A 23,480-nucleotide genomic window follows, 5' to 3' on the forward strand; every position below is an offset into this window, starting at 1 on the left:
TTCGTTCGGGCACCCTCTCCCACAAGGAGAGAGGGGAAGAAGAGAGGATGCTTTGCTTAATCCCTGCGCTGCTACGGCTCGGAGCTGGCCATCTCAGGCATAACTACGTCTTCGCCGTTCCACCCGCACGCTTGCAGCCGTTCCTGCAGATGCGCCGGCACTGGCGCGATCACGCGCACCGGCGGCTTGTTCCGCGACAGCGGCACGACGATCTCGCGCGCATGCAGATGCAGGCTCGGCTCGCCGAAACGCGGACCGTTGCCGTAGATATTGTCGCCGACGATCGGAAAGCCCATCGCCGCGCAATGCACGCGCAATTGATGGGTGCGGCCGGTAAGCGGTTCGAGCGCGAGCCAGCTCAAGCCGTTGTTTCGCCCGAGCACGCTCCATCGTGACTTGGACGGCAGGCCGTTCGGATCGGGCTTCTGCCACCAGCCGCGTTCCGCATTGAGCCGGCCAAGCGGAATGTCGATTTCGCCTTCGTCTTCTGCAGGGCCGCCTTCGACCACGGCCCAATAGGTCTTGCCGATCTTGCCATGCTTGAACAGAAGCCCGAGCGAGGCGGTCGCCTTGCGATGGCGGCCGAGCACCAGGCAACCCGAGGTGTCGCGATCGAGCCGATGCGCAAGCACCGGCGGCCGCGGCAAACCGTAGCGCAGCGCGTCGAACGAGGCTTCGAGATTGGGCCCACCCTTGGGTCCGCGATGCACGGCAATGCCGGCCGGCTTGTCGATCACCAGCATCAGGCCGTCGCGATGAAGAACGCGCGCCTGCATCTCTTGGGCGGTTGGCTGCGGCGTATCCATTACGGCGTATTCATGGGCGACGACTGACTTTCGTTTCGTGGCTGAACCGGGTAACACACCGCTCGAAATGTTGACAATCCGCAGATGACAGACACGCCGCAGGACAAATCCAAACAGAGCTGGTGGCAGCGGCTTTCCGCCGGCCTCAAGCGCACGTCCGGCTCGATTGGCGCCGCGGTTGCCGACCTCGTCGTCAAGCGCAAGCTCGACCGCGCCATGCTCGAGGATATCGAGGATGTGCTGCTGCGCGCGGACCTTGGAACCGAGGTTGCGGCGCGGATCGCGGCCAAGGTGGGCGAGGGCCGTTACGACAAGGACGTGTCGGCGCAGGACGTGCAGGCCATCGTCGCTGCCGAGGTGGAGAAGGTGCTCGCGCCGGTCGCGATGCCGCTGGTGATCGATGAGAGCCAGAAGCCGTTCATCATTCTCGTTGTCGGCGTCAATGGTTCTGGCAAGACCACGACCATTGGCAAGCTTGCGGCGAAGTTCGCGGCCGAGGGCCGTCGCGTCATGCTGGCGGCGGGCGATACATTCCGCGCCGCTGCCATCGAGCAGTTGAAGATCTGGGGCGAGCGCACCGGTGCACCGGTGATCGCGCGCGACCACGGCTCCGACGCCGCAAGTCTGGCTTTTGATGCCGCGAGTGCGGCAAAGGCGGACAACCGCGACGTGCTGCTGATCGACACCGCGGGGCGGCTGCAGAACAAGGCCGAGCTGATGGTCGAGCTCGAAAAAGTCGCGCGGGTGATCCGCAAGGTCGATACCAGCGCGCCGCATGCAGTGCTGCTGGTGCTCGATGCGACCGTCGGTCAGAACGCGCTGTCGCAGGTCGAGGCATTCCGCAAGACCGCGGGCGTGACCGGGCTCGTGATGACCAAGCTGGACGGCACCGCGCGTGGCGGCATTCTGGTCGCGATCTCGGAAATCTACAAACTGCCGGTGCATTTCATCGGCGTCGGCGAAGGCGTCGACGATCTGGCCCCGTTCACCGCGCGCGATTTTGCGCATGCGATCGCGGGCAAGGGTGTCGGGCAGGATTAACAGGATCTGTCTTCGCCGCGTAGATGCGGGCGAGGATCGATCGTCAATCGACAGGTGCGGAAATTATGGACAAGCGTGTGCCCCATCCGTTGTTCAAGCTCGCGACCGAGCTCGGCCCGCTCCTGATCTTTTTTGCCGCCAACGCCAAATTCAACCTGTTCGTGGCGACCGGTGCCTTCATGGTCGCGATCGTTGCGGCGGTGATTGTCTCTTATGTGGTGATGCGGCATGTGCCGCTGATGGCGCTGGTGACGGCGGTCATCGTGCTGGTGTTCGGCGGGCTCACGCTCGTGCTGCACGACGAGACGTTCATCAAGATCAAGCCGACCATCATCTACGCGCTGTTCGCGGTGACGCTCTATGTCGGATTGATGCTCGGGCGGTCCTTCATCGCCATCCTGTTCGATCAGGTTTTCAACCTGACGCCGGAAGGCTGGCGATTCCTGACGATCCGCTGGGCGCGCTTCTTCCTGTTCATGGCAGTGCTGAACGAGGTGATCTGGCGCACCCAGAGCACGGATTTCTGGGTGGCCTTCAAGGCGTTCGGCGTCATCCCGCTCACCGCGGTATTCGCGATGACGCAGATGCCGCTGGTCAAACGCTATCAGATTGCGGAAGCAACCGCCGAAGCCTCCGACAGCGAGCGCGGCGATACCTCGCCGCGCTGAGCAAGCCGTTAGCTGAGCTGCTTCAGCAGCTTGATCATGCCCGGCGCGTTGCGGCGGATTTCCGCCATGTGGATGCCGGACAGCGTCTTGAGTGCAGTGTTGGCCTTCGGCGTGAGCTGCAGGAGCACACGGCGGCGGTCGGTGCGGTCGGTCTTGCGCACGACAAGCTTGCCGCGGACCAGGCGATCCACCAGCTCGACCGTGGTGTGATGCTTGAGGTGAAGGTGGTCGGCGAGATCGCCGATCGCGACACCGTCTTCCTTGGCAAAGCCGCGGATCGCCAGAATGGCCTGATGCTGCTTTGGCGTGAGGCCACGCTTCTGGGCGGCCTGTTCGCTGAAGTTGAGGAAATTCCGGAGCGAGCGGCGGAATGACGCCAGAACAAAGTAGTCCTTGTCCTTGATTGCCACCGTGTGTGGTTGTGCCTTTCTGGCAGGTTTCGCCGCTTTCGCCATTCTGCTCCCCGTTTAAGTTCTATCGTGCCCCGATATATCGAGCATAATCTCAAGGGAAGCCCATAGCGCGTGCCTTCCTCAATTTCAATCCTCTTTACGAATGCCCCTGCGGCATCCTGCGCGCCTTGATGGCTCACAATCATTGCCGTGCGGTCGGAGGTCAAAGAGGCCGCATCATATCGGGCGGCGCGTCGCGGAGGCAGAGCTGCGTGAGGCGTCGCCGGAAAGGCAGCTTGTGCCTTCGTAAATCCGGTTTGGTTGCAGTTATTTAGCACACAGAATCTATCGTCTGCGAGAATTTTCCAGAATTTCGAGGCGGATGAGCAAGCGATTGTTCGTGGTGTGTGAGTATACGATCCTTCAAAAAATCCCGCTGTCTGCGCCATTCGCAAAGAGCAGATGAGATCGCTCAGCCTTGCGGCAGTTGCGGGCTGCTGCCAAAGGTCGCAGGCCGACACCTTGTGTTCACCGGTTTCGGAAACGCCGTAAACCGACACGGGGCCTATGGATGTCCCACGCAATGCGTCCGATCAATTTTCGATCTGACTGCGACATTTTGCATCGCTGCGCGATAGGATCGTAGTGTTCTGACGCTGTTGAAGCGCGATTGTCCGACATTGCGCCGCGCGACCAGCCGTTTTGCATGCAGTCGTGCACGCGCGATGGTCTTAATTCCTTGCGCGCATGGAAGCGGTTTGCGACAACAGGCTGGCTGAGACGCCGTGACCGGAGACAAGGATTGCCTGGCAGGTCGACGCCTTTGCCAGGAAATGTCGGATCGGGAGGATCAGTCGTGGATTATCGAACAGCGCTGGGCGAGGCCATTCTCGCGTCGGAGTCGGATGCCATCGTTGCAACCGACAAGCCGGGGGTCATCACTTTCTGGAATCCGGGCGCGACGCGCATTTTCGGTTTCACCGAGGCCGAGGCGCTCGGGCAGTCGCTCGACATCATCATTCCGGAAAATCTGCGGAAGAGGCACTGGGATGGCTACAACGAGGTCATGGAGACCGGCCAGAGCCGGTATTCCCACGGCGATCTGCTCGCCGTTCCAGCCCTGACCAAGGCGGGTACGCGCATCTCCGTGGAATTTACCATGGTGATTCAGCTTGATTCGAATGGCAAGCCGGTCGGCACGGCCGCGATCATGCGCGACGTAACCAAGAAATTCGAGGAGAACCGGGACCTGCGCAAGAAGCTTGCGGCGGCGATCAACGCGGCCCGCGAGAAGGCTTAAGCCGCGCTCGCGCCCGTTAACCTTCAGCTGGCAAGGGCTGTTTCTCGGAGAAAACGTCTCGATGTCCGGGATTCTTGCGTGAAAAGGCCTTTTTGCTGAAACCTTTTCCGTGCTGCTTCATCCAATGGGCAGCAGGGAGATAAGCCATGGTTGAAACTCGCGGTGCTTCACCGCTGTCCAGGCTGGATGAAACCTCGAGCGACGAGGTGCTGGTTCATGCGGCGCGCGCGCGCGACGCCCGTGCCTTTCGCGCGATTCTGACGAAATACAATCGCCGCCTCTATCGGATCGCGCGGGGAATCCTGCGGAACGACACCGAGGCGGAGGATGCGGTGCAGGAGGCCTATATCAATGCCCTCACCCATCTGGAGTCCTTCCGCGGCGACTCGAGCCTGTCCACCTGGCTGTCGCGCATTGTCATGAACGAGGCGCTCGGCCGCCTGCGGGCCCGTCGCCCGATGCTCGATATCGACGAGATTGTCACGCCTGAAGGGGAGGGCAGGATCATTCAGTTCCCGAACGCTGTTCGCGCCGATCCCGAGCGCACCATCGCCCAGCGCGAGCTTCTGCGGCTCGTCGAGCGGGCGACCGACGAACTGCCCGATATCTACCGCACCGTCTTCGTCACTCGCGTGATCGAGGGCATGAGTGTGGAAGATACCGCCGAGCTTCTCGGCATCCAGCCCGAAACCGTGAAGACGCGGCTGCATCGCGCACGCAAGCTCGTGCGCGAGCACCTCGACCGGGAAATCGGCCCGGTGATGCTCGACGCCTTTCCGTTCGCCGGAAAACGCTGCGAGCGCATGACTGACAACGTGATGCGCCGCCTCGGCTTCTTGCCTGATCCAGCCGGATAACGGTTTCGCAGATACCGCAAAGGAATAACGGCGCGCACTGCGCCGAGTGGAGATAATGCCCCTCATGTCAAATCTATCGAATGTTCAGGTGCTCGAGCGCGATCGCAAGGCGGAAGAGGAGTCCGCGCGGCCGGATCGCGCCGAGGTGGAGGCTGCGGTCCGCACCATCATCCGCTGGGCGGGCGATGATCCGAAGCGTGATGGCCTCATTGAGACGCCGAGCCGCGTTGCGCGCGCTTTCGAGGAGTTTTTCATCGGCTACAGCCAGAATCCGACGACCATCCTGCAGAAGACCTTCGAGGAAATCGACGGCTATGACGAGATGATCACGTTGCGTGCCGTGCGCTTCGAAAGCCATTGCGAGCACCACATGGCGCCGATCGTCGGCAAGGCCTGGGTGGCCTACATTCCGAACGGACGCGTGGTCGGCATCAGCAAGCTCGCGCGGGTGGTCGAGGTCTATGCCAAGCGGCTGCAGATCCAGGAAAAGATGACGGCACAGATCGCCAACACCATCAACGAGGTGTTGAAGCCGCAGGGTGTCGCCGTGCTGATCAAGGCGCAGCATCATTGCATGACGACGCGCGGCATCCACAAGCCCGGCACCGATCTCGTCACCAGCCGCATGCTCGGCTGCTTCCGCGACAATGCCACGACGCGGCAGGAATTTTTGAGCATGACGACCGACCCCGAATAACCAGAAGAAATCGCCAAGAGAGCTGTCATGTCGCAGGATCAAGAACCGCAGACCCCCGATCTCACGCAGGGTGTGACGCTGTCGCAATTCGCGGGCGACAAGCTGCTTGGCCATGTCGGCGAGGCGGAGGTGCTTCTGGTCCGCAGCGGAGACGAGATTTTCGCGGTCGGTGCACACTGCACGCACTACCACGGGCCGCTTGCAGACGGCGTGGTCGTGGATGGCGGCATTCGCTGCCCGTGGCATCATGCCTGTTTCGATCTGCGCACCGGCGAGGCCGTGCGCGCGCCGGCATTCGATCCGATCGATTGCTACCGCGTCGAGCAGGCGGGCGACAAAATCATCGTCCGTGAGAAGGCGACAGCGCCTGCAAGACGATGCACCCTGAAAGCGAAGCCGCAGCGGATCGTCATCGTCGGCGGCGGCGCGGCAGGATTCGCAGCGGCGGAGATGCTGCGCCGGGAGCAGTATGACGGCGATATCGTGATGCTTTCCCAGGACACGGATGGGCCGGTCGATCGCCCCAATCTTTCCAAGGATTATCTTGCGGGCAGTGCGGAGCCCGACTGGATTCCGCTGCGGGGAGCGGATTTCTATCGCGATTCAAAGATCGACCTGCGTGTCGGCACGGAAGTCGTGTCGATCGACGGCGCCCAGCAAGCCGTGACGCTGAAGGGCGGTGAGAGGCTGCCCTACGACCGGCTGTTGCTTGCGACCGGTGCGGAGCCGAACCGCCTCCCCATTCCTGGCGGCGACCTGCCGCATGTGCATGTGCTGCGCACACTGACCGACAGCAACGCGATCATTGCGCAGGCGAAAGATGCGCGCAAAGTGGTTGTGATCGGCGCGAGTTTCATCGGGCTGGAAGCTGCCGCAGCGCTTCGCGCGCGTGAGATCGAGGTGCATATCGTCGCACCCGAGACGGTGCCGATGGCCCGCGTGCTGGGCGAGGACATGGGCCGGTTCGTTCGCGCGCTCCATGAGGAGCATGGCGTGATTTTCCATCTTGGCGAAGGCGTCAGCGCGATCAGCGACAAGGCCGTTCAGCTCAAGAGTGGGCAGGAGATCGCCGCCGATCTTGTCGTCGTGGGTGTTGGCGTGAAGCCGCGGCTTGATCTTGCGGAGAAGGTCGGACTTGCGATCGATCGTGGTGTTGTCGTCGATCGCCATCTGCAGACGAGCGTGCCGGGAATTTATGCCGCCGGCGATATTGTTCGTTGGCCTGATCCGCATTCGGGCCGCAACATTCGTGTCGAGCATTGGGTGGTGGCCGAGCGTCAGGGGCAGGTGGCCGCGCGCAACATGCTGGGCGCGAACGAGGTATTCGATGCGGTGCCGTTCTTCTGGAGCCAGCACTACGATATTCCGATCAATTATGTCGGCCACGCCGAGGAATGGGACGAGATCGTCGTGCATGGCGAGATCGCGGCGCGCGACTGCCTGCTCGAATACAAGCTCGGCGGCAAGACGCTCGCCATCGCTTCGATCTTCCGCGATGCCGACAGCCTGAAGGCAGCGGCTGCGATGGAGCGCGGCCTCGCGCCGGTGTGAACTGAAGGAGCAAAAGTGCTGGAGTCTGATCCAACTGCGTTGAATCAGACTCATCGCTTACCTTTTTATTTGAGCATGATCTTTTCCGAAAACCGGTATCCACTTTTCGGGATCATGCTCTGATTAAATTATTTGAAATCCGCGTAACCTTTGCCGCGCGCCATCATCCAATGATCAGACGACGTTCGCTGTCGTCGCCTGCCGTTATTCCACGGCGGGCCACAGGAGCATGATGATGTTCGCCAAATTCAGTACGGCTGTCGCAGCCGTTTGCCTGTTGACCATGCCGGCTTTCGCGCAGGGCGCGAAGCTGACCGATCCGCAGATCGCTCATATCGCCTATACCGCCGGCGTGATCGACGTCACCGCCGCCAGGCAGGCGCTGACCAAATCGCAAAACAAGGAAGTGCGTGCGTTCGCCGACGACATGGTGCGCGATCACGAGGCCGTCAACAAGCAGGCACTCGATCTGGTCAAGAAGCTGAAGGTCACACCGGAAGATAACGACACCAGCCGCGCGCTCACCAAGCAGGCGGCGGACAAGCAGGCCGAACTCGCCAAGCTGAGCGGACCGGCTTACGACAAGGCCTATGTCGCAAACGAGGTCGCCTTCCACAAAGTGGTGGATGATGCGCTGGCCAAGCAACTCATTCCTTCGGCGAGCAATGCCGAATTGAAGGGCCTGCTCGAAACCGGTCTGAAGATTTTCGAGGGCCATCTGCAGCACGCCGAGCATGCGCTGGCGGGTCTGAAGTAACTCCATCGAGGCATGAGGAAAGGGGCTGCGCGATGCGCCTGATGCAAAATTGGCTTGCGCCTTTGGCTGTTGCAGTGGCGGTCGCGTCCGCCCCGGCCCATGCCGAAACCATTCGTGTGACGATCGAAAAACTGGTGTATGCGCCGGCGACGGTGAAAGCCAAAGTCGGCGACACCATCGAATGGGTCAATCACGACATTCTTGCCCATACGGCGACAGTGAAGGGTGGCTGGGAGGTGATGATCCCGCCCAAGCAGTCAGGCAACTTCGTGGTCAAGAAGGCGGAAACGATCGATTACTACTGCCGCTTTCATCCGAACATGAAAGGGCGGATCGAGGTCACGAACTGAGTGGAATAAACCTCAGGAAGCGAACTGCCGGAAGCGTTCGCCGCGTCCCAGCATCACGCCGTTGGCGCCCGCGATGCCGAGCTCGAGGCTTTCGGCGATGCGCCGCGCCCGCTCCATGAAGTGCTCGGCTGCCTTCGGATTGCAGAGATCGTTCACGGTCTCTTCAAACAGCTTCAGCCAACGGTCGAAATGCTCGGCATCGACCGGCAGGGGCAGGTGCTTGCGCATTGGCTGGCCGTGGTATTCGCCTGTCATCAGTGCGACCGAGCCCCAGAACGCGCGCATCTGGGCAAGATGCGGGCCCCAGTCGGCAATACGGGTGTTGAAGATCGGGCCGATCAGTTCGTCCGCGCGGACGCGGGTGTAGAACTCGTCAACGACGTTGGCGATCAGCGTCTCGTCGATGCCGGTTTCGGCGCGAATCGCTTCGGTCAGCGCGGCGCGACGCTCGGGCGTTGACGGGGCATAATTGGACATGGTTCCACCTTCGGCCGAATGATGCGTTCTATATACATCTTTGGTTTGAAATCAAGCTGACGCCGGTTCCGCGGTCAGGAGGGCGATGTCTGCCCCGACCCGCAAATCGTCCTCGGCGCCAAAGCCATGCTTGCGGATGCGGCCGGCCCGGTCAATCAGGATCAAGGTCGGTGTTCCCTGCATGCCATAGGCGGCCATGGTCTGTGGGATCGGCGTGCACTCGCCCGGCACGTCCACCCCGACCGGAAACGTAATGCGATATTCATGAAGGAAGGCTTTGAGTGCCACCGGCGTCATCGCGTCGTGGTGCTCGAACACGGTGTGAAGGCCGATCACGGCCACCTTGTCCGGCGAGAACAGGTTCGCGATGCGTTGGGCCTGCGGAATGCCTCCCTGTACGCAGCCCGGGCACAGCATCTGAAAGGCGTGCAGCACGACGACGCGGCCGCGGAGCTGTGCCAGCGTCAGCGGGGTATCGGTATTGAACCATTGCGAGATGGCAAGTTCGGGAGCCTGGGTCATGCGGTCTGCTTAGGCTTCCACCTCCGAAACCGCAATCGTCAAAGCTGCCGCATGAGCGGCACGCGGCGTAAAGACGTTCGAAGGGCGGCCCCGATGAGAGGCCGCCCCTGTCGTAATCGATCGGCTTATCGCACGATCTCGCCGGAGGCCGGATCGAGATAGATCGAGACTTTCGCGCCGTTACGGTCGAAGCCTTTCACCTTCCAGCAGCCGTCGTCCTTCTTCGTTTCGCGCACGGTGTAGCCGAGCGCTTCGGCTTTCGCGATCACCTTTTCGATGGCCATCCACTGGCCTGCCGGAACAGGAGCGCAGCGCATTCTGTCGGCGTGCGCGGGCTGGGTGGCCGCCGCCGCGAGGAAAGCCAGGGTCAGGGAAGCGAGGATCGGTTTCATGGGATTCTCCGTAATCAGATCGGGTGACACGGTCGTTTATGCCTGACGGCGGCTGCGATTTCCCTGATGGGTGCTGTCAGGGAGCTGTCAGGGGCCCTCGGGTAGGGTCGGTCCCAAGGTCGAACCCCTCGGGAGAGAACCATGCCAGCGGTCCTGGGTCTTTTGTTCATCGTGGTGCCGTTTCTCGCGGCGTCGGTGCTCGAATTCGAGGGGTTCATTGCGCTCGCTCTGCTGTTCTGCGTCGTCGCAGGGCTTGCCGGTTCGTCGCAAAAGGGCGGGTCGGATACGGCGGCGCGCTTGCGGCAGCGGCATCAGGCGATGGTGCGCGACGAGGCGTTGCGCGCGCAGGCTACGGCACGGCCCCAGACCGCGGATCGGTTGCCGGATTTGTCGCGGGTTTGATAGGATGCTGCACGCAGTCCGCCGTCGCTGCCGGATGATCGAACAGGCTCGATCGGAATAATCATGATGCCTCGTCCGAACTTGAAATCCCTCGCGCTGTTGGCGGCGCTGATGACGGCGGCGACCGTTGGTGCGGGCCAGTTCGTGTCCGCGGCCGATTGCAAGCGCAGCCAGGATTGCGCGCTCGATGCCTTCAAGGGCGGTGAAATCAAGCCGCTGCCCGAGGTGCTTGCCGTCGCGCGCGAGAAAATGCCCGGCGAGGTGGTCAAGGTGGAGCTCGATCGCGAGGACGGCGCCTGGGTCTACGAAGTCAAGATTCTCACGCCCTCCGGAAAGCGCCGGAAGGTGGAAATCAACGCCAGTACCTTGGCGATTATCAAAGTGGATTGACCGTGCGCGTTCTGGTTGTCGAGGATGAACCGCGGATCGCCGCCGATCTCAAGAAAGCCCTCGAGCGGACGCTCTATGCCGTCGATGTTGCGCATGATGGCGAGAAGGCTTGGTTTCTCGGCGAGACAGAGGATTACGACGCGATCGTGCTCGACCTCGGCCTGCCGCGTCTCGATGGCCTCTCGGTCTTGAGACGCCTGCGCGAGGCCGGTGTCACGACGCCGATCGTGATCCTCACTGCACGTGACGGCTGGCGCGAGAAGGTCGAAGGCATCAATGCCGGTGCCGATGATTACCTCACCAAACCTTTCCAGATGGAGGAGCTGCTCGCGCGGCTTGGCGCGATCACGCGCCGTGCGGCGGGCCACGCCTCTGCGATCATCAAGGCGGGAGAGCTTGAAGTCGATACGCGTGCCCGCACCGCGATGCTGAGCGGTCATCAGCTTGCGTTGTCGGCGATGGAATATCGCCTGCTTGCCTATCTCCTGATGCATCGCGGGCGGACGCTGTCGCAGGGTGAATTGCTCGAGCATCTTCATGACGGCGATACCGAGCGCGACGGCAATGCGATCGAGGCGCTGATTGCCCGCTTGCGCAAGAAGCTCGGCTTCCCGCTGATCGAAACGCATCGTGGCCGCGGCTACTGCATTCCCGCCGAGTCCCCATGAGGACGCATTCGCTGCTGTTTCGTCTCGGCTCGGCCGCCGCAATCCTGATTGCACTGGCGCTGGCCTTGGCGGGCTTCGGGCTGTGGCTGATCTTCAATCAGGAGATCGAACGGCGCGCCACCAACGAGCTCGACCAGATCGTGAAGTTCGTCGCGGCGCAGGTGCGGATCGAGGCTGACGGCTTGCCGGTGGTCGATGGTGCGCCGGCCGACCAGCGTTTCGAGACGCCCTATGGCGGCCTCTACTGGCAGGTGAGCACGCGCGACGGCCAGCGTGCGCGCTCGCGCTCGCTCTGGGACACGACGCTGCCTGATCCGAAAGATATGCCGGATGGCCGCCGCCATGTCACCGACCTGCAGGGCCCGACGGGTGCGCCATTGCTCGCGGTGGTGCAGGCGATCACCGTTGCCGCGCCGGACGGCAAGGACGTGCCGCTGCAAGTTGTCGCCGCGATCGATCGCGCAGATCTCGCTGCTGCGCGCCATACGTTCCTTCGCCTGCTTGCGCTCTCGCTGATCGCGCTCGGCCTTCTGTTGATGGGTGCAATGGCGATCTTCCTCCGTCTCGCGTTGCGTCCGTTCGATCATCTCGGGCACGGCCTCAAGGCGATCCGTGCCGGTGAAAGCCATGCTCTCGCAGGCACGTTTCCCGACGAGGTCCAGCCCGTCGTCGATGATCTCAATCGGCTGATTCAGTTTCAGCGCACGGCGGTCGAGCGTGCCAGACGGCAGGCCGGCGATCTCGCGCATGGCTTGAAGACGCCGCTGACGGTGCTCGGCGCGCTTGCGCGACAGGCTTCGGAAGATGGTCGCGATGATATCGCACAATCGATCGACGGCGAGGTGCATCAGATGCGGCGGCAGGTCGATCGCGTACTCGCGCGTGCCCGTGCCAATGCGGGGCCCACGCTCGGAGGCAAGACGGTTGCGGTGAAGCCGGTTGCTGCGAAAGTCGTTCGCGCTTTCGAGAGGCTTGCTGAAGACAAGATGCTGCGCTGGGTCGTTAATGTTGCTCCCGACGCGCGGTTTCCCGGCGCGGAGGATGAGTTGACGGAAATTCTCGGCAACCTTCTCGACAATGCGTGCAAGTGGGCGCGGAGTGAAATCCGCCTCACGGCCAATGTCTCTGAAGAAGTTCTCGATCTCTGCGTCGATGATGACGGGTCGGGGCTGTCGGCCGAACAGGCCTCGCAGATCGGCCGCGGGCAGCGTTGGGACGAGACCCAGCCTGGAACGGGTCTTGGCCTCGCGATCACGCGTGATCTTGCCGAAGCCCGTCGCGGCTCGCTTGCACTGGTGCGCTCCGATCTCGGTGGCGCTCGGGCGCATGTCCGGATCCCGCTCGATCCGATTGCCTGAACTCATCAAATCTCTGGCACACGCATAACGCAACGCCGCGTCGCTGCGCGCGCATGGCTGCAACCCGTCGCGGCATTTCGTTTAAAAGATGTATTGACAATACATCTTTTAAGAGGAAAGCTTCCCGCCATCTGAAGACGGCAGGCCGAAATATCGGTGTGCGAACGGTCTTCGGGAAACGTGCTCCGCTCGTTTGCGGACGACGTGCGGCGTTGCCGCCGGCCGGGTGAGACCAATCTCATGGAAGGAGTCTGAACATGACCGATGCCACCAAATCGAACGTCGATACTGTTGATGTGCGCACTCTCGTGCCGGCGCAGCGACACGCAAAGATCTTTGAGCTCGTGAACAATCTGACGCCCGGCGGCAGCTTCGTTCTGGTCAACGACCACGATCCGAAGCCGCTCTACTATCAACTCGAAGCCGAATATCCGCATCAGTTCTCATGGACCTACATTGAGCGCGGCCCGGAGGTCTGGAAAGTCGAGATCGGCAAGCTCGCGAAAGCCGCTTAAGCCGCTCCCGCGAGGCTCGCGCCGGCTTCATGCACCGGTGCGGGCCTTGAAAGGAGGTCCGCATGATCGGCGTTTCACTTTCGCGCTGGACGATGTCCTACTTCGCGGCGGCGCTTGTCGCGCTGCTTGCAGCGGAAGTCATGATGGCCATTGGCTTCGGATTTCCGGCTGCTGCCATCCCTGCGCCCGATACGCTGATCCTCGTTCACGTCGTTGCCATTGGCTGGCTCAGCTTCCTGATGTGCGGCGCGCTTTTACAATTCCTGCCGGTTCTGGTGGCGCAGCCGCTTCACAGCAATACGCTCGCGGTGCCGGCGCTTGTGGCTCTCGTCGCAGGGCTTGCCGCGCTGATCCTCGCGTTTCTCCAGCTCGAAGGCCGCATCGATCTCGGCGCGCCGTTCTTTACGGCTGCTGCCGTCCTTCTGAGCCTCGGCTTCATATTGGTAGTGTGGAATCTCGTGCGCACGATGATTGCCGCAAAGACCGTGCCGCTGCCGGCATGGTTCGTCGCGGCCGGTCTCGCCAGCATCCTTGCAACGGCAGCTCTGGGGGCGACCTTCTCGCTCGTGCTGGGCGGCGTGGTCGAATCCGGGCCGCTACTGGCGCTGACCAGCGCCGGGCTTCCGATTCATATGATTGCCGGTCTTGGCGGCTGGCTCACCTTCACCGCGGTCGGCGTCAGTTACCGGCTGCTGGCAATGTTCATGCTGGCGCCCGAGCTTGATCGGGCGAGCGTGCACGGCGCGTTCTATCTCGGTGTCGCGGCACTTGCGATCGTCATCGTGGGTGGCGTCGGCGTCATTCTTGTCGAAGGCAATCTGTCGTTGCCGCTGCTCGCGGCGCTTGGTGTCGCGCTGCCCGCACTCGCGCTGTACGGCTCCGACATCGTCTATCTGTATCGCGAGCGGAAGCGCCGCGTGATCGAACTCAACAGCCGCATGAGCGGGGTTGCTCTTGGCTTTCTCGGCGCGTCGGTTGTGCTCATCGCGCTTCTGCTCGCGCTGGGGCAGCTGGGCGATCAGATCGGTGCCGTCGTGTTCCTTGTGGCGTTCGGCTGGCTCACCGGGCTCGGCCTCGCCCAGCTCTACAAGATCGTGGCGTTTCTTACCTGGCTTGAGTGCTATGGGCCGGTGCTCGGCAAAGCTGTGACGCCCCGCGTGCAGGACCTCGTGGTCGAGAGCCGCGCGGTCAAATGGTTCGCCCTTTATTTCGCGGCGGTTGGCCTCGGCACGCTCGCACTTCTTTTCGATGCCTCGGTTGTGTTCCGGTTCGCGGCATGCGTGATGCTGGTCGGAACGTCGGGCATTGTCGTGCAGCTCGTGCGCACGCGTCGCCTTGTCGATGTGAAAGCCGAGAGCCGCCTGCCGCAGGGCGCCCAGCGCCCGCACCTTCTGCTTGCGTGTCAGACCTGATTTGAAAAAGGAGAGAATGCGATGACAACGTCATTCCTGGAACTGGACGTCCGCCCGATTCTTCGCAGTGGCGGAGAGCCGTTCGGAGAAATCATGGCCGCGATAACGAAGCTGCAGCCGGGGCAGGGGCTGAAGCTGTTTGCGACCTTCAAGCCGACACCGCTTTTCAGTGTGCTCGGCTCGAAAGGTTTCAGCCACGAGGCGCGCGAACTCGACGGCGGCGATTGGGAGGTTCTCTTCAGCCCGACCGGCGTATCGGGATCGGAGCAGCCTGCACCTGCCGCTGCCGAGGATGCGTTGAGCTGGCCCGAGCCCGCGCAGCATCTCGATAACCGCGAGCTCGATCCGCCGGAGCCGATGGTACGCATCCTTGCCGCGACCGAGGAGTTGAAGAAAGGCGAGGTGCTCTCTGCCTTGCTGTGCCGCGAGCCCATCTTCCTGCTTCCGGAGCTTGCGAAGCGCGGCCATGCCTGGCGTGGCGGGTTCGATCCTGATGGCACGACCTACAGGATCCTGGTGCGGATCGGCGCTGGCAGCAAGGCGGCAGCCTGATGCTATGGCGACTGCGTAGCTGGGCGGCCTCACACAGGAGGTGAGCGATGTTCATTCAAACAGAAGAAACGCCGGACCCGGAGCGGATGAAATTTCTTCCCGGCCGCGAGGTATTACCCGAGGGCACGCTTAATCTGAAGAGCAGAGAGCATGCTGGCTCGTCGCCGCTTGCCGAACAGCTTTTCGCGATTCCCGGCGTCGCCGGCGTGTTGCTCAACAAGGATTCGATCGTCGTCACGCGATCGGATTCCGACTGGCAGCATCTCAAGCCCGCGATCCTCGGCGTCATCATGGAGCACTTCATGTCCGGCGCGCCGGTGCTGCGGGCACCACCCGCTGCGCCTGAGCGCACAGCAGAATCGGATGGCGGCGAGACGGATGCAACTGGCCGCATCCGCGAAGCACTGCGCAAAGTGATCGATCCGGAGCTCGGCTATAATATCGTCGACCTCGGTCTCATCTACGATGTCACGGTCGCATCGGGCGGCGTGACGATCGTGACGATGACGACGACCACGCCCGGATGCCCGGCGACGAACTATCTGAAAGCGGGTGCAGGCGAAGCGGCAAGCTCGGTCGACGGTGTCGAGTTCGTCGACGTCAAACTGACCTATGAACCGCGCTGGTCGCCGGACATGATGACGCCCGAGGCAAAGGCGCATCTGGGCATCGGCAGCTGAGGCTGATGATGAGTGAACCCGCTCCATCTCTTGAGACGAAGCCGGCTATCCCGCCCGGGCCTGAGCGTCTGCCTGAAATCCTGCTGGCGAGCATTATAGCGCTTGCCGAGGCCGGAGAGGTTGAGCAGGCTTGCCGTCTCGCAGGTCAGGCTTATGTCGCGCTACGGATAAGCGATCCCGCAGCGGCGCGCCGGTTCGATGTTTTCCTTCATCGGTCGACGCGAAAGCTGGCGTGGTGAGAGAGGGCACCACCTAAGCAGCGGCTTTCACCGCTACCAGCCGTTCAATCATCGGCACGACAAAATCGAACGTGCTTGCGTCGTCGAGAATCGACATGTCGATGTCGCCGTTCTTCAGCGCCGTTACCAGTTCGCGCTTGAGCGCCTGAGCCGACGGCGCGCCTTCGGCTTCCAGAACGTGCCCGAGCATGTGCTCCAGGCAGAAATAAAAGGCCGCCATCGCTATCTGCGTCTGTGCGGGAGTGAAATCGGCCGGGACTGTAAATCGCTCCGCCATTGCCTGCCTCATTATTGACGTTGTCATATAATGGCAACGGGCGGCGCCGAGGCGAGTTCCTGGATTGAGCGGGGTTACGCGCTCACCATGCGGCTCCCTTGAGCGCATCGAGCGGAAACTTGAGATAGCGTTTGCCATTCAATTCCGGCTCCGGCAAACGCCCGCCGCGAATGTTGACCTGCAGCGCGTGCAGAATGAGCTTCGGCATCGGCAGGGTCTTGTCGCGCGCCTCGCGCAGCTTGACGAAAACGGCCTCATCGATGCCGGCAATGTGCGGGTTTGCGCGCTTTTGCTCGCCGACCGTGCTTTCCCATCGCGCGTGGCGCCCATGCGGTCGATAATCATGGCCGGTGAACAAGCGGGTGTCGTCGGGCAGCGCGAGAATACGCTCGATCGAACCCCACAGCATTTTCGCATTGCCGCCGGGGAAGTCGGCGCGCGCGGTGCCGGAATCCGGCATGAAGATCGTGTCGTGAACGAAGGCGGCATCGCCGATCACATAGGTGATCGAGGCGAGGGTGTGGCCGGGTGAGAACAGGATGCGCCCTTCAATCGAGCCGACTTGAAATGTATCGCCGTCCTCGAACAGCCGGTCCCATTGCGACCCGTCGGTTTGCAGATCCGGCCAGTTGTAGATCGCCTTCCAGAGTTTCTGCACATCCTTCACGCCTGCGCCGATTGCGATCGGTGCGCCGGTTTTTCCCTTGAGGTAATGCGCGGCGGTGAAGTGGTCGGCGTGCGGATGGGTATCGAGAATCCACTCGATTGAAAGCCCTTCGCTCTCGATATAGGCGAGCAAAGCGTCGGCATGCGTCGTGCCGGTGGTGCCTGACTTTTCGTCAAAATCGTAAACCGGGTCGATAATGGCGCAGCGCCTGGTTGCAGGGTCGGACACGACATATTGGATGCTGCCAGTGCGTTCGTCGTAAAAGCCTTTCACAGCAGGCTTCTGCGTCGTGTGGCGCGCGAGCCAGCGCATTGCGCGCGCGAGATCGAAGCCGCGTTCTCTGCCAAAGGCCTCGACATCCTCCTGCCGCATCCGGCCATCGAGCACCTCGCCGAGAACGTGCAGCGTCAACGCCCGAGTCCCGCCCCTGCAATGGGCATAGACGGGGCCATCGGATTGCGTCATCGCCTTCTGAAATGCACGAATATCGGCCTCGGTGATCGTTGATCCGGTCACCGGCACGAAGGCGTAATCGATCCCCGCGGCCGCTGCAGCCGCGTGCTCAGCGGCATTGCCAGGCTGGCCCGACTCCTCACCGTCAGGGCGCAGATTGATCAGGGTTGTGTAATTCTCTGCGAGATCGGCGATGGCGCCGGTGTCGGGCTGGCCGGCGACAGTCAGACGGTCGGTAATCTTTACGCTCATGTGGCCTCGCACGGGAGTTGGTCGAACAAAGCCTATGCTAAATCATATGGCATGCGGCGCCAGAGCCATTTGCGACGCTACAACGATCAGATCGGTGCCGCCAGCGTCTCGACACGGCGTGCGGAGGCGGCGATCTGCCCGCGCGACAGTCTCGCTGCTGTTTGTCAAATTCCTTTGTGTTGATCGGTAATGTCGTCGCTCACCAGGCCGCCTCCGGCGCCCATACCCATTCCGCCGCCACGGCCTCCAACTTTCGCGCCTTCACGGTCGCCCTTACCACGATTTGAATTCGATGGTCGGGCGGGGCCCTGCATCGGAATGGCGAGGTCGGCCGGTACGGGGTCGAGATCCAGCGCCTCGCGAATGAAGTTGCGAAGCGAGGCGACCAGTTCATGTGTATGGACGGGTTGCCCAGAGGCCAAATCACGCGCTGCACGTTCAGCGAGCCGCACCTGCTCTTCGGTCCCGAGCAGAATAATGTCGGATAGGGCCGCTTCGACTGCGTCGCGGATGCGCCGCTTGCGATCCGAGCTACTACCTTCTTCAGCTGCCTCAGTGACTGGCTGCTCGGAATCGGCGCGACGAAGATTTCGGAGATGCGTTGGGTCGACCATGAGGTCGCCCGTAAACGAGCCGCCCAACACTTTGTAAGCCGCAATTAGCGTTCGCAGGCGCTCGTTAATCTGTCTGTTCATCCGTTCGCGCCGCTGCTGAATGGTGAACATCGCAAGCAAGCGGATGCCAACGCCGATGAGCGCAAACAGCGCCAAACCGATGAGTGTGAAAATCAGGTTGTGCCAAGAACTGAAATCGAGGCTTCGCATCGGTCGCTTTTAGCGAGTCTTCCTTACCGTGGCGACTCGGTGGCGATTCGTTGCCTATCTAAGTTTGGGGCTTCTTTCTAACTATCTGATTTTGCTGGCGCACCCGGCACGATTCGAACGTGCGACCTTTGCCTTCGGAGCAATTTGTCCTGGCTATCCGAAATGCACGCTAGGACACGCCATGATACTACAACGCTTTGAAACGTATGGACAATCCGGTTTTTCCCGCCGAAATCCATATCCGACACTTCGCTCCGACTTTCATCCGGCTGCTTCCGTGGTGCTTCCGCGGAAACAGCCCGCTCTCCAGGGGGAAATCGCGTAATGGCCAAGCTCACGAAACGAGTCGTGGATGCTGCCGTAGCCCGCGAGAAGGACTACTTCATCTGGGACGACGAACTTCCCGGCTTCGGCCTTCGCATCTTCGCGTCCGGTAAACGCAGCTACCTTATCCAATACCGCGCCGCAGGTCGAACCCGCCGCTTCACAATCGGCCTTCATGGCGTGTGGACGGCGGAGACAGCCCGGCAGGAAGCTAAGGTGCAACTCGGTCGCGTCGCACAGGGTGATAACCCCTCCGAGGAACGCCTGCTGGATCATCAGGCGATCACCGTCAAAGAACTGTGCGCGATGTATCTCAAGGACCTCGAAGCCGGTCTCATTCTCGGAAAGGGAGGCCGACCGAAAAAGGCAACGACCATCGTCAGCGATACCGGTCGCATTCATCGACACATCATTCCGCTGATCGGCACGCGCCGGGTAAAGGATCTCGTCAAAGCCGACATGACCAAGGTGTTGAAGGACATCATGGCGGGCAAGACGGCAGTGTCGGTGAAGACCAAGAAGCTGCGCGGCAAGTCCGTCGTGACAGGCGGCGCCGGTACGGCCACGCGGACGCTCGGACTCGTCGGCGGCATTTTCACCTACGCCATGGAGGCAGGGATCATCACGGCCAATCCCGTGCACGGCATCCGCAAGCCCAAGGACAATGTCCGCGACCGTCGTCTCACCGAGGCGGAGTACCGCACGCTCGGCGAGATTCTGCGCGAAGCGGCCGAAACCCCGAAATATGGGATAACGGTCGAGATCATCCGACAGATCGCGCTCACCGGCTGCCGCCGAAGCGAGATGATCGGTCTCAAGTGGACCGAGGCGGACACTGACGCGAGCTGCATGCGTCTGGAGGATAGTAAGGAAGGCGCCTCCATCCGTCCTATCGGCCTCGCCGTGGTCGAGTATCTAGAGGAACGCCGCAAGACCGCGACGGGCAGCTATGTCTTCCCCGGCCAGGGCGAGGACAACGCCTTTGGCGGATTCCCCAATCACTGGCGGCAGATTTTCCGGGACTCGCCGCTGGCAGATGTAACGCCGCACGTCCTGCGTCACAGCTTCGCCAGCATCGCAAACGATCTCGGCTTCACCGAGGTCACCATCGCCGCGCTGGTCGGTCACTCAAAGGGGACCGTCACGAGCAAATACATCCATTCGCTCGACACCGCCCTCATCATGGCCGCCGACACTATCTCCGGCTACGTTCAGGGGCTGCTCGATGGGGTCAAGTTCAAGCAGACCGCCTACGCTCTAGATCGGAATTCCCGAAAGGCCGCACTTTCTCACTTCCTCAAGAAGGCGGTGGAAGACCCCAGCGGGGACAGACAAGATTTGCCCTTGGCCGCTTAGGCGATTTGACGAGTTGATGGGATAGCGAGCTGGACTCTCCGTCGGGCTCGCTTCCCGCTTTCTGTCGCGGCTAGGCATAGGCCCGGCATAACCTGCCATTCTCCATAAGGACAACTCGTGCCTCTGGACTCACCACCATATGTCGATTAGTCTCGACATATGGAATCAGATGCCGCCATCCTTGCGTTCGCCGCGCTCGCGCAACCGACCCGCCTCGACGTGTTCCGCCTGCTGGCGGAGCACGAACCGGACGGATTAGCTGCAGGCGACATCGCCCGCCGGTTGGACGTCCCGCACAACACCATGTCGACGCATCTTGCGACGCTGACGCGCGCCGGCCTGATCGAGGCCGAGCGGCACAGCCGCTCGATCATCTATCGGGCAAGGCTCGAGGCTGTGCATGCGCTCACCAGCTTCCTCGTCAAGGACTGCTGCGGCGGCCGCCCCCAGATCTGCGCGCCGCTGATCGCCGATCTGTCCCCCTGCTGCCCACCGCAAATCCTCGCCGACAAGGAGGCCGCCCATGACTGACCGCATCTACAATGTCCTGTTCCTCTGCACGGGGAATTCGGCCCGCTCGATCCTGGCCGAGAGCATTCTGGCCAAGGACGGCGCTGGTCGCTTCCATGCCTTCTCGGCCGGGAGCATGCCCAAGGGCGCGGTCAACCCGTTCGCCCTGAAGGTGCTCGGAAGCTTCGACTATCCGACCGAAGGCTTCCGCTCGAAGAGCTGGGAGGAGTTCGCCCAACCCGGCGCACCTGTCATGGATTTCGTCTTCACCGTCTGCGACAACGCCGCCGGCGAAGCCTGCCCGGTCTGGCCCGGCCAGCCGATGACCGCGCATTGGGGCATCGAAGATCCCGCTGCCGTCGTCGGACGGGACATCGAAAAGGAAAAGGCGTTCGTCGCCGCCTTCCGCTACATGCGAAACCGGATTTCCGTCTTGACGGCTCTGCCGGTGGCCAGCCTCGACAAGGCTGCGCTTGGCACCAAGCTGCGCGAGATCGGCCGCAGCGAAGGCGCAACCTCGCCGCGCCCTGACGTTGCGTGAGGCCGATCATGGACGTCATCATCTACCACAACCCCGAGTGCGGCACGTCGCGCAATACGCTGGGTCTGATCCGCAATTCCGGCGTCGAGCCGCATGTCATCGAATATCTCAAGACGCCGCCGAGCCGCACGATGCTTGAGCAGCTCATCGCGCGCATGGAAATCTCCGTTCGCGCGCTGCTGCGCGAGAAGGGCACGCCTTATGCCGAGCTTGGCCTGGACGACCCGGCGCTGAGCGACGCGCAAGTTCTCGACGCCATGATGGCGCATCCCATTCTCATCAATCGTCCGATCGTAGTCACGCCGGAAGGGGTGAGGCTGTGCCGGCCGTCCGAGGACGTGCTGGACCTGCTGCCGCCGCAGCGCGGGGCATTCGTCAAGGAAGACGGCGAGCGGGTGATCGACGAACACGGCCGCCGCGTCGCGACGGCCTGAGGAAAGTCCATGTCCACCTTTGAACGCTATCTCACCCTCTGGGTCGCCCTGTGCATCGTCGTGGGCATTGGCCTCGGCCATCTGATGCCGAGCGTCTTCCATGCCATCGGCGCGGCCGAGATCGCCAAGGTCAATCTGCCGGTCGCGGCGCTGATCTGGCTTATGATCGTGCCGATGCTGGTCAAGATCGACTTCGCCGCTCTCGGCCAGGTCAAGGAACACTGGCGCGGCATTGGCGTCACGCTGTTCGTCAACTGGGCGGTCAAGCCCTTCTCGATGGCGGCGCTCGGGTGGCTATTCATCGGCTATCTGTTCCGGCCCTACCTGCCGGCGGACCAGATCGACTCCTATATCGCCGGCCTCATCATCCTCGCCGCCGCGCCTTGCACGGCCATGGTCTTCGTCTGGTCGAACCTCACCAAAGGCGAGCCGCATTTCACGCTGTCGCAAGTCGCGCTCAACGACACCATCATGGTGTTCGCCTTCGCGCCCGTCGTCGGCTTGCTGCTCGGCCTGTCGGCCATCACCGTGCCATGGGACACGCTGGTCCTGTCCGTCGCGCTGTATATCGTCGTGCCGGTGATCGCCGCGCAGATACTGCGACGCCGGCTACTCGCCACTGGCGGCGAGCCGGCGCTGAAGCGCTTTCTTGACCGCCTTCAGCCACTGTCGCTGGTGGCGCTGCTCGCCACGCTCGTCCTGCTCTTCGGCTTCCAGGGCGAACAGATCCTCGCCCAGCCGCTGGTGATCGCGCTGCTCGCCGTGCCGATCCTGATCCAGGTCTATTTCAACTCCGGCCTTGCCTATCTCCTCAACCGGCTGACTGGCGAGCAGCATTGCGTCGCCGGGCCGTCGGCGCTGATCGGGGCATCTAACTTCTTCGAGCTCGCCGTCGCCGCCGCCATCAGTCTATTCGGCTTTCAGTCCGGTGCGGCGCTCGCCACCGTGGTCGGCGTGCTGATCGAGGTGCCCGTGATGCTCTCCGTCGTCTGGATCGTGAACCGCTCGAAAGGCTGGTACGAGCGCGGCGAAAAGCCCCGGGGCGTGGCTGAGGCGAAGCGCTGATGCTGCGCGATCTTTCCAACGTCGATGGTGCATGCCTGGACGTGCCGACAATCGACCGTCTTCGGGCAGCGCCCTCGACCCATCCGCCGCGCATCCTCCTGCTCTACGGCTCGCTGCGCGAGCGCTCCTACAGCCGGTTTCTCACCCTGGAGGCAGAGCGCCTGCTGAAACACTTCGGCGCGGAAACGCGCATCTTCGACCCGCATGGCCTGCCGTTGCCGGACGGCGCCGACGTCAACCATCCGAAGGTCAAGGAATTGCGGGAACTCTCGCTCTGGTCAGAAGGTCAGGTCTGGACGAGTCCGGAACGGCACGGCGCGATGAGCGGGGTGATGAAGGCGCAGATCGATTGGATTCCGCTCTCGGTCGGTGCAGTGCGGCCGACCCAAGGGCGCACGCTCGCCGTCATGCAGGTGTCCGGAGGCTCGCAAAGCTTTAATGCCGTCAATCAGATGCGGGTGCTGGGCCGCTGGATGCGCATGGTGACGATCCCCAACCAGTCCTCCGTCGCCAAAGCCTTTCAGGAGTTCGACGAAGCAGGTCGGATGAAACCGTCATCCTATTATGATCGGGTGGTCGACGTGATGGAGGAACTGGTGAAGTTCACGCTGCTGACACGCGATGTCTCTTCCTACCTGACCGACCGCTATTCCGAGCGCAAGGAGAGCGGTGAGGCTCTGATGCGGCGGGTCAATCTGACGGCAGCGACCTGAGTATTCGGAACAACGCCAATCGTATCTCATCGTTGGCG

At 62.2% G+C, this 23,480-nt stretch carries 30 protein-coding genes; 22 read left to right on the forward strand and 8 right to left on the reverse strand.

The genetic code is table 11. The features are described 5' to 3' along the window. Positions 1-71 precede the first annotated feature (71 nt). Positions 72-806 (reverse strand): RluA family pseudouridine synthase, encoded by a 735-nt coding sequence (locus tag OCA5_RS01290; RefSeq protein ID WP_012561441.1) that lies wholly within the window; start codon positions 804-806, stop codon positions 72-74. An 84-nt stretch (positions 807-890) separates the two neighbouring features. Between OCA5_RS01290 and ftsY the strand changes: the two genes are divergently transcribed. Further along, positions 891-1,847: a signal recognition particle-docking protein FtsY gene (ftsY, locus tag OCA5_RS01295; RefSeq protein ID WP_012561440.1), complete on the forward strand. Its 957-nt coding sequence runs from the start codon at positions 891-893 to the stop codon at positions 1,845-1,847. 65 nt (positions 1,848-1,912) lie between these two features. Beyond that, positions 1,913-2,515: a septation protein A gene (locus OCA5_RS01300; RefSeq protein WP_012561439.1), complete on the forward strand. Its 603-nt coding sequence runs from the start codon at positions 1,913-1,915 to the stop codon at positions 2,513-2,515. 8 nt (positions 2,516-2,523) lie between these two features. Here the strand turns inward: OCA5_RS01300 and OCA5_RS01305 are convergent, their stop codons facing one another. After that, on the reverse strand, positions 2,524-2,970 hold the full coding sequence (locus tag OCA5_RS01305) for a MarR family winged helix-turn-helix transcriptional regulator (RefSeq protein ID WP_013912748.1): 447 nt from the start codon (positions 2,968-2,970) through the stop codon (positions 2,524-2,526). Between the two features lie 793 nt (positions 2,971-3,763). Here OCA5_RS01305 and OCA5_RS01310 point away from each other — a divergent pair. From OCA5_RS01310 to OCA5_RS01335, 6 genes are all read left to right on the forward strand, one after another. Then, positions 3,764-4,207, forward strand: a complete 444-nt coding sequence (locus tag OCA5_RS01310; protein WP_012561437.1) for a PAS domain-containing protein — start codon at positions 3,764-3,766, stop codon at positions 4,205-4,207. 146 nt (positions 4,208-4,353) lie between these two features. Then, the gene (locus tag OCA5_RS01315; protein WP_012561435.1) at positions 4,354-5,064 is read left to right on the forward strand and encodes an RNA polymerase sigma factor; all 711 of its coding nucleotides are present in this window, start codon (positions 4,354-4,356) and stop codon (positions 5,062-5,064) included. Between the two features lie 64 nt (positions 5,065-5,128). After that, on the forward strand, positions 5,129-5,761 hold the full coding sequence (gene folE / locus OCA5_RS01320) for a GTP cyclohydrolase I FolE (protein WP_012561434.1): 633 nt from the start codon (positions 5,129-5,131) through the stop codon (positions 5,759-5,761). A gap of 27 nt (positions 5,762-5,788) precedes the next feature. Further along, entirely contained in the window at positions 5,789-7,312 is a 1,524-nt protein-coding gene (locus tag OCA5_RS01325) for an FAD-dependent oxidoreductase (RefSeq protein ID WP_012561433.1), read from the forward strand. Between the two features lie 235 nt (positions 7,313-7,547). Next, positions 7,548-8,069 carry a DUF4142 domain-containing protein gene (locus OCA5_RS01330; RefSeq protein WP_013912749.1) on the forward strand — a complete coding sequence of 174 codons (522 nt, stop codon included), beginning with the start codon at positions 7,548-7,550 and terminating at the stop codon, positions 8,067-8,069. Positions 8,070-8,101: 32 nt separating this feature from the next. Then, the gene (locus tag OCA5_RS01335; RefSeq protein ID WP_012561431.1) at positions 8,102-8,419 is read left to right on the forward strand and encodes a cupredoxin domain-containing protein; all 318 of its coding nucleotides are present in this window, start codon (positions 8,102-8,104) and stop codon (positions 8,417-8,419) included. Positions 8,420-8,431: 12 nt separating this feature from the next. Here the strand turns inward: OCA5_RS01335 and OCA5_RS01340 are convergent, their stop codons facing one another. The 3 genes from OCA5_RS01340 to OCA5_RS01350 form a co-directional block, all read right to left on the reverse strand. Then, positions 8,432-8,896: a group III truncated hemoglobin gene (locus tag OCA5_RS01340; protein ID WP_012561430.1), complete on the reverse strand. Its 465-nt coding sequence runs from the start codon at positions 8,894-8,896 to the stop codon at positions 8,432-8,434. 51 nt (positions 8,897-8,947) lie between these two features. After that, positions 8,948-9,418: a redoxin family protein gene (locus OCA5_RS01345; protein WP_012561429.1), complete on the reverse strand. Its 471-nt coding sequence runs from the start codon at positions 9,416-9,418 to the stop codon at positions 8,948-8,950. Positions 9,419-9,543: 125 nt separating this feature from the next. Then, complete coding sequence (locus OCA5_RS01350; RefSeq protein ID WP_012561428.1) at positions 9,544-9,810, reverse strand: PepSY domain-containing protein; 267 nt, start codon at positions 9,808-9,810, stop codon at positions 9,544-9,546. Between the two features lie 141 nt (positions 9,811-9,951). On the opposite strand from OCA5_RS01350, the gene OCA5_RS01355 reads away from it, so the two are divergent. The 8 genes from OCA5_RS01355 (at position 9,952) to OCA5_RS01390 (ending at position 15,787) form a co-directional block, all read left to right on the forward strand. Beyond that, positions 9,952-10,212, forward strand: coding sequence for a hypothetical protein (locus OCA5_RS01355; RefSeq protein ID WP_012561427.1), 261 nt, complete (start codon positions 9,952-9,954; stop codon positions 10,210-10,212). Between the two features lie 81 nt (positions 10,213-10,293). Further along, the gene (locus tag OCA5_RS01360; protein WP_244396125.1) at positions 10,294-10,602 is read left to right on the forward strand and encodes a PepSY domain-containing protein; all 309 of its coding nucleotides are present in this window, start codon (positions 10,294-10,296) and stop codon (positions 10,600-10,602) included. 2 nt (positions 10,603-10,604) lie between these two features. Then, positions 10,605-11,270, forward strand: a complete 666-nt coding sequence (locus OCA5_RS01365) for a response regulator transcription factor (protein WP_012561425.1) — start codon at positions 10,605-10,607, stop codon at positions 11,268-11,270. Beyond that, positions 11,267-12,628 carry a sensor histidine kinase gene (locus tag OCA5_RS01370; RefSeq protein ID WP_012561424.1) on the forward strand — a complete coding sequence of 454 codons (1,362 nt, stop codon included), beginning with the start codon at positions 11,267-11,269 and terminating at the stop codon, positions 12,626-12,628. Before OCA5_RS01365 ends, OCA5_RS01370 begins: the two co-directional genes overlap by 4 nt. 257 nt (positions 12,629-12,885) lie before the next feature. Further along, positions 12,886-13,143, forward strand: a complete 258-nt coding sequence (locus OCA5_RS01375; RefSeq protein ID WP_012561423.1) for a DUF2249 domain-containing protein — start codon at positions 12,886-12,888, stop codon at positions 13,141-13,143. A 62-nt stretch (positions 13,144-13,205) separates the two neighbouring features. Beyond that, a complete protein-coding gene (locus tag OCA5_RS01380) occupies positions 13,206-14,555 on the forward strand; it encodes a hypothetical protein (protein WP_012561422.1) in 1,350 nt (449 codons plus the stop codon). A 21-nt stretch (positions 14,556-14,576) separates the two neighbouring features. After that, positions 14,577-15,107 (forward strand): DUF2249 domain-containing protein, encoded by a 531-nt coding sequence (locus OCA5_RS01385; RefSeq protein ID WP_012561421.1) that lies wholly within the window; start codon positions 14,577-14,579, stop codon positions 15,105-15,107. Positions 15,108-15,154: 47 nt separating this feature from the next. Then, a complete protein-coding gene (locus OCA5_RS01390; RefSeq protein ID WP_012561420.1) occupies positions 15,155-15,787 on the forward strand; it encodes a NifU N-terminal domain-containing protein in 633 nt (210 codons plus the stop codon). Positions 15,788-16,039: 252 nt separating this feature from the next. On the opposite strand, the gene OCA5_RS01400 is transcribed toward OCA5_RS01390, so the two are convergent. From OCA5_RS01400 to OCA5_RS01410, 3 genes are all read right to left on the reverse strand, one after another. Next, entirely contained in the window at positions 16,040-16,303 is a 264-nt protein-coding gene (locus OCA5_RS01400) for a hypothetical protein (RefSeq protein ID WP_012561418.1), read from the reverse strand. Positions 16,304-16,385: 82 nt separating this feature from the next. Then, a complete protein-coding gene (gene blh, locus OCA5_RS01405) occupies positions 16,386-17,675 on the reverse strand; it encodes a bifunctional sulfur transferase/dioxygenase Blh (RefSeq protein WP_012561417.1) in 1,290 nt (429 codons plus the stop codon). 164 nt (positions 17,676-17,839) lie between these two features. After that, entirely contained in the window at positions 17,840-18,499 is a 660-nt protein-coding gene (locus OCA5_RS01410) for a hypothetical protein (protein ID WP_012561415.1), read from the reverse strand. Between the two features lie 324 nt (positions 18,500-18,823). On the opposite strand from OCA5_RS01410, the gene OCA5_RS01415 reads away from it, so the two are divergent. The 6 genes from OCA5_RS01415 to arsH all read left to right on the forward strand — a co-directional run bounded on the left by OCA5_RS01415 (position 18,824) and on the right by arsH (position 23,442). Further along, positions 18,824-20,179: a tyrosine-type recombinase/integrase gene (locus tag OCA5_RS01415; protein ID WP_012561414.1), complete on the forward strand. Its 1,356-nt coding sequence runs from the start codon at positions 18,824-18,826 to the stop codon at positions 20,177-20,179. 159 nt (positions 20,180-20,338) lie between these two features. Further along, positions 20,339-20,710, forward strand: a complete 372-nt coding sequence (locus tag OCA5_RS01420; protein WP_012561413.1) for an ArsR/SmtB family transcription factor — start codon at positions 20,339-20,341, stop codon at positions 20,708-20,710. Beyond that, positions 20,703-21,230, forward strand: coding sequence for an arsenate reductase ArsC (locus OCA5_RS01425; protein ID WP_012561412.1), 528 nt, complete (start codon positions 20,703-20,705; stop codon positions 21,228-21,230). The genes OCA5_RS01420 and OCA5_RS01425 overlap by 8 nt, the downstream gene beginning before the upstream one ends. 8 nt (positions 21,231-21,238) lie before the next feature. Beyond that, entirely contained in the window at positions 21,239-21,664 is a 426-nt protein-coding gene (arsC, locus tag OCA5_RS01430; RefSeq protein WP_012561411.1) for an arsenate reductase (glutaredoxin), read from the forward strand. A 9-nt stretch (positions 21,665-21,673) separates the two neighbouring features. After that, complete coding sequence (gene arsB, locus OCA5_RS01435; RefSeq protein WP_012561410.1) at positions 21,674-22,729, forward strand: ACR3 family arsenite efflux transporter; 1,056 nt, start codon at positions 21,674-21,676, stop codon at positions 22,727-22,729. Beyond that, on the forward strand, positions 22,729-23,442 hold the full coding sequence (gene arsH / locus OCA5_RS01440) for an arsenical resistance protein ArsH (RefSeq protein WP_012561409.1): 714 nt from the start codon (positions 22,729-22,731) through the stop codon (positions 23,440-23,442). The genes arsB and arsH overlap by 1 nt, the downstream gene beginning before the upstream one ends. The last annotated feature ends 38 nt before the right edge of the window (positions 23,443-23,480 follow it).

The sequence above is a fragment of the Afipia carboxidovorans OM5 genome (genome assembly GCF_000218565.1).
Taxonomy (GTDB): domain Bacteria; phylum Pseudomonadota; class Alphaproteobacteria; order Rhizobiales; family Xanthobacteraceae; genus Afipia; species Afipia carboxidovorans.

Excerpts from the sequence above, each read along its gene's own strand:
- OCA5_RS01290 (WP_012561441.1), bottom strand. The coding sequence starts at position 806 with ATGGATACGCCGCAGCCAACCGCCCAAGAGATGCAGGCGCGCGTTCTT.
- ftsY (WP_012561440.1), top strand. The coding sequence starts at position 891 with ATGACAGACACGCCGCAGGACAAATCCAAACAGAGCTGGTGGCAGCGG.
- OCA5_RS01300 (WP_012561439.1), top strand. The coding sequence starts at position 1,913 with ATGGACAAGCGTGTGCCCCATCCGTTGTTCAAGCTCGCGACCGAGCTC.
- OCA5_RS01305 (WP_013912748.1), bottom strand. The coding sequence starts at position 2,970 with ATGGCGAAAGCGGCGAAACCTGCCAGAAAGGCACAACCACACACGGTG.
- OCA5_RS01315 (WP_012561435.1), top strand. The coding sequence starts at position 4,354 with ATGGTTGAAACTCGCGGTGCTTCACCGCTGTCCAGGCTGGATGAAACC.
- folE (WP_012561434.1), top strand. The coding sequence starts at position 5,129 with ATGTCAAATCTATCGAATGTTCAGGTGCTCGAGCGCGATCGCAAGGCG.
- OCA5_RS01325 (WP_012561433.1), top strand. The coding sequence starts at position 5,789 with ATGTCGCAGGATCAAGAACCGCAGACCCCCGATCTCACGCAGGGTGTG.
- OCA5_RS01330 (WP_013912749.1), top strand. The coding sequence starts at position 7,548 with ATGTTCGCCAAATTCAGTACGGCTGTCGCAGCCGTTTGCCTGTTGACC.
- OCA5_RS01335 (WP_012561431.1), top strand. The coding sequence starts at position 8,102 with ATGCGCCTGATGCAAAATTGGCTTGCGCCTTTGGCTGTTGCAGTGGCG.
- OCA5_RS01340 (WP_012561430.1), bottom strand. The coding sequence starts at position 8,896 with ATGTCCAATTATGCCCCGTCAACGCCCGAGCGTCGCGCCGCGCTGACC.
- OCA5_RS01345 (WP_012561429.1), bottom strand. The coding sequence starts at position 9,418 with ATGACCCAGGCTCCCGAACTTGCCATCTCGCAATGGTTCAATACCGAT.
- OCA5_RS01350 (WP_012561428.1), bottom strand. The coding sequence starts at position 9,810 with ATGAAACCGATCCTCGCTTCCCTGACCCTGGCTTTCCTCGCGGCGGCG.
- OCA5_RS01355 (WP_012561427.1), top strand. The coding sequence starts at position 9,952 with ATGCCAGCGGTCCTGGGTCTTTTGTTCATCGTGGTGCCGTTTCTCGCG.
- OCA5_RS01370 (WP_012561424.1), top strand. The coding sequence starts at position 11,267 with ATGAGGACGCATTCGCTGCTGTTTCGTCTCGGCTCGGCCGCCGCAATC.
- OCA5_RS01375 (WP_012561423.1), top strand. The coding sequence starts at position 12,886 with ATGACCGATGCCACCAAATCGAACGTCGATACTGTTGATGTGCGCACT.
- OCA5_RS01380 (WP_012561422.1), top strand. The coding sequence starts at position 13,206 with ATGATCGGCGTTTCACTTTCGCGCTGGACGATGTCCTACTTCGCGGCG.
- OCA5_RS01385 (WP_012561421.1), top strand. The coding sequence starts at position 14,577 with ATGACAACGTCATTCCTGGAACTGGACGTCCGCCCGATTCTTCGCAGT.
- OCA5_RS01390 (WP_012561420.1), top strand. The coding sequence starts at position 15,155 with ATGTTCATTCAAACAGAAGAAACGCCGGACCCGGAGCGGATGAAATTT.
- OCA5_RS01400 (WP_012561418.1), bottom strand. The coding sequence starts at position 16,303 with ATGGCGGAGCGATTTACAGTCCCGGCCGATTTCACTCCCGCACAGACG.
- blh (WP_012561417.1), bottom strand. The coding sequence starts at position 17,675 with ATGAGCGTAAAGATTACCGACCGTCTGACTGTCGCCGGCCAGCCCGAC.
- OCA5_RS01410 (WP_012561415.1), bottom strand. The coding sequence starts at position 18,499 with ATGCGAAGCCTCGATTTCAGTTCTTGGCACAACCTGATTTTCACACTC.
- OCA5_RS01415 (WP_012561414.1), top strand. The coding sequence starts at position 18,824 with ATGGCCAAGCTCACGAAACGAGTCGTGGATGCTGCCGTAGCCCGCGAG.
- OCA5_RS01420 (WP_012561413.1), top strand. The coding sequence starts at position 20,339 with ATGGAATCAGATGCCGCCATCCTTGCGTTCGCCGCGCTCGCGCAACCG.
- OCA5_RS01425 (WP_012561412.1), top strand. The coding sequence starts at position 20,703 with ATGACTGACCGCATCTACAATGTCCTGTTCCTCTGCACGGGGAATTCG.
- arsC (WP_012561411.1), top strand. The coding sequence starts at position 21,239 with ATGGACGTCATCATCTACCACAACCCCGAGTGCGGCACGTCGCGCAAT.
- arsB (WP_012561410.1), top strand. The coding sequence starts at position 21,674 with ATGTCCACCTTTGAACGCTATCTCACCCTCTGGGTCGCCCTGTGCATC.
- arsH (WP_012561409.1), top strand. The coding sequence starts at position 22,729 with ATGCTGCGCGATCTTTCCAACGTCGATGGTGCATGCCTGGACGTGCCG.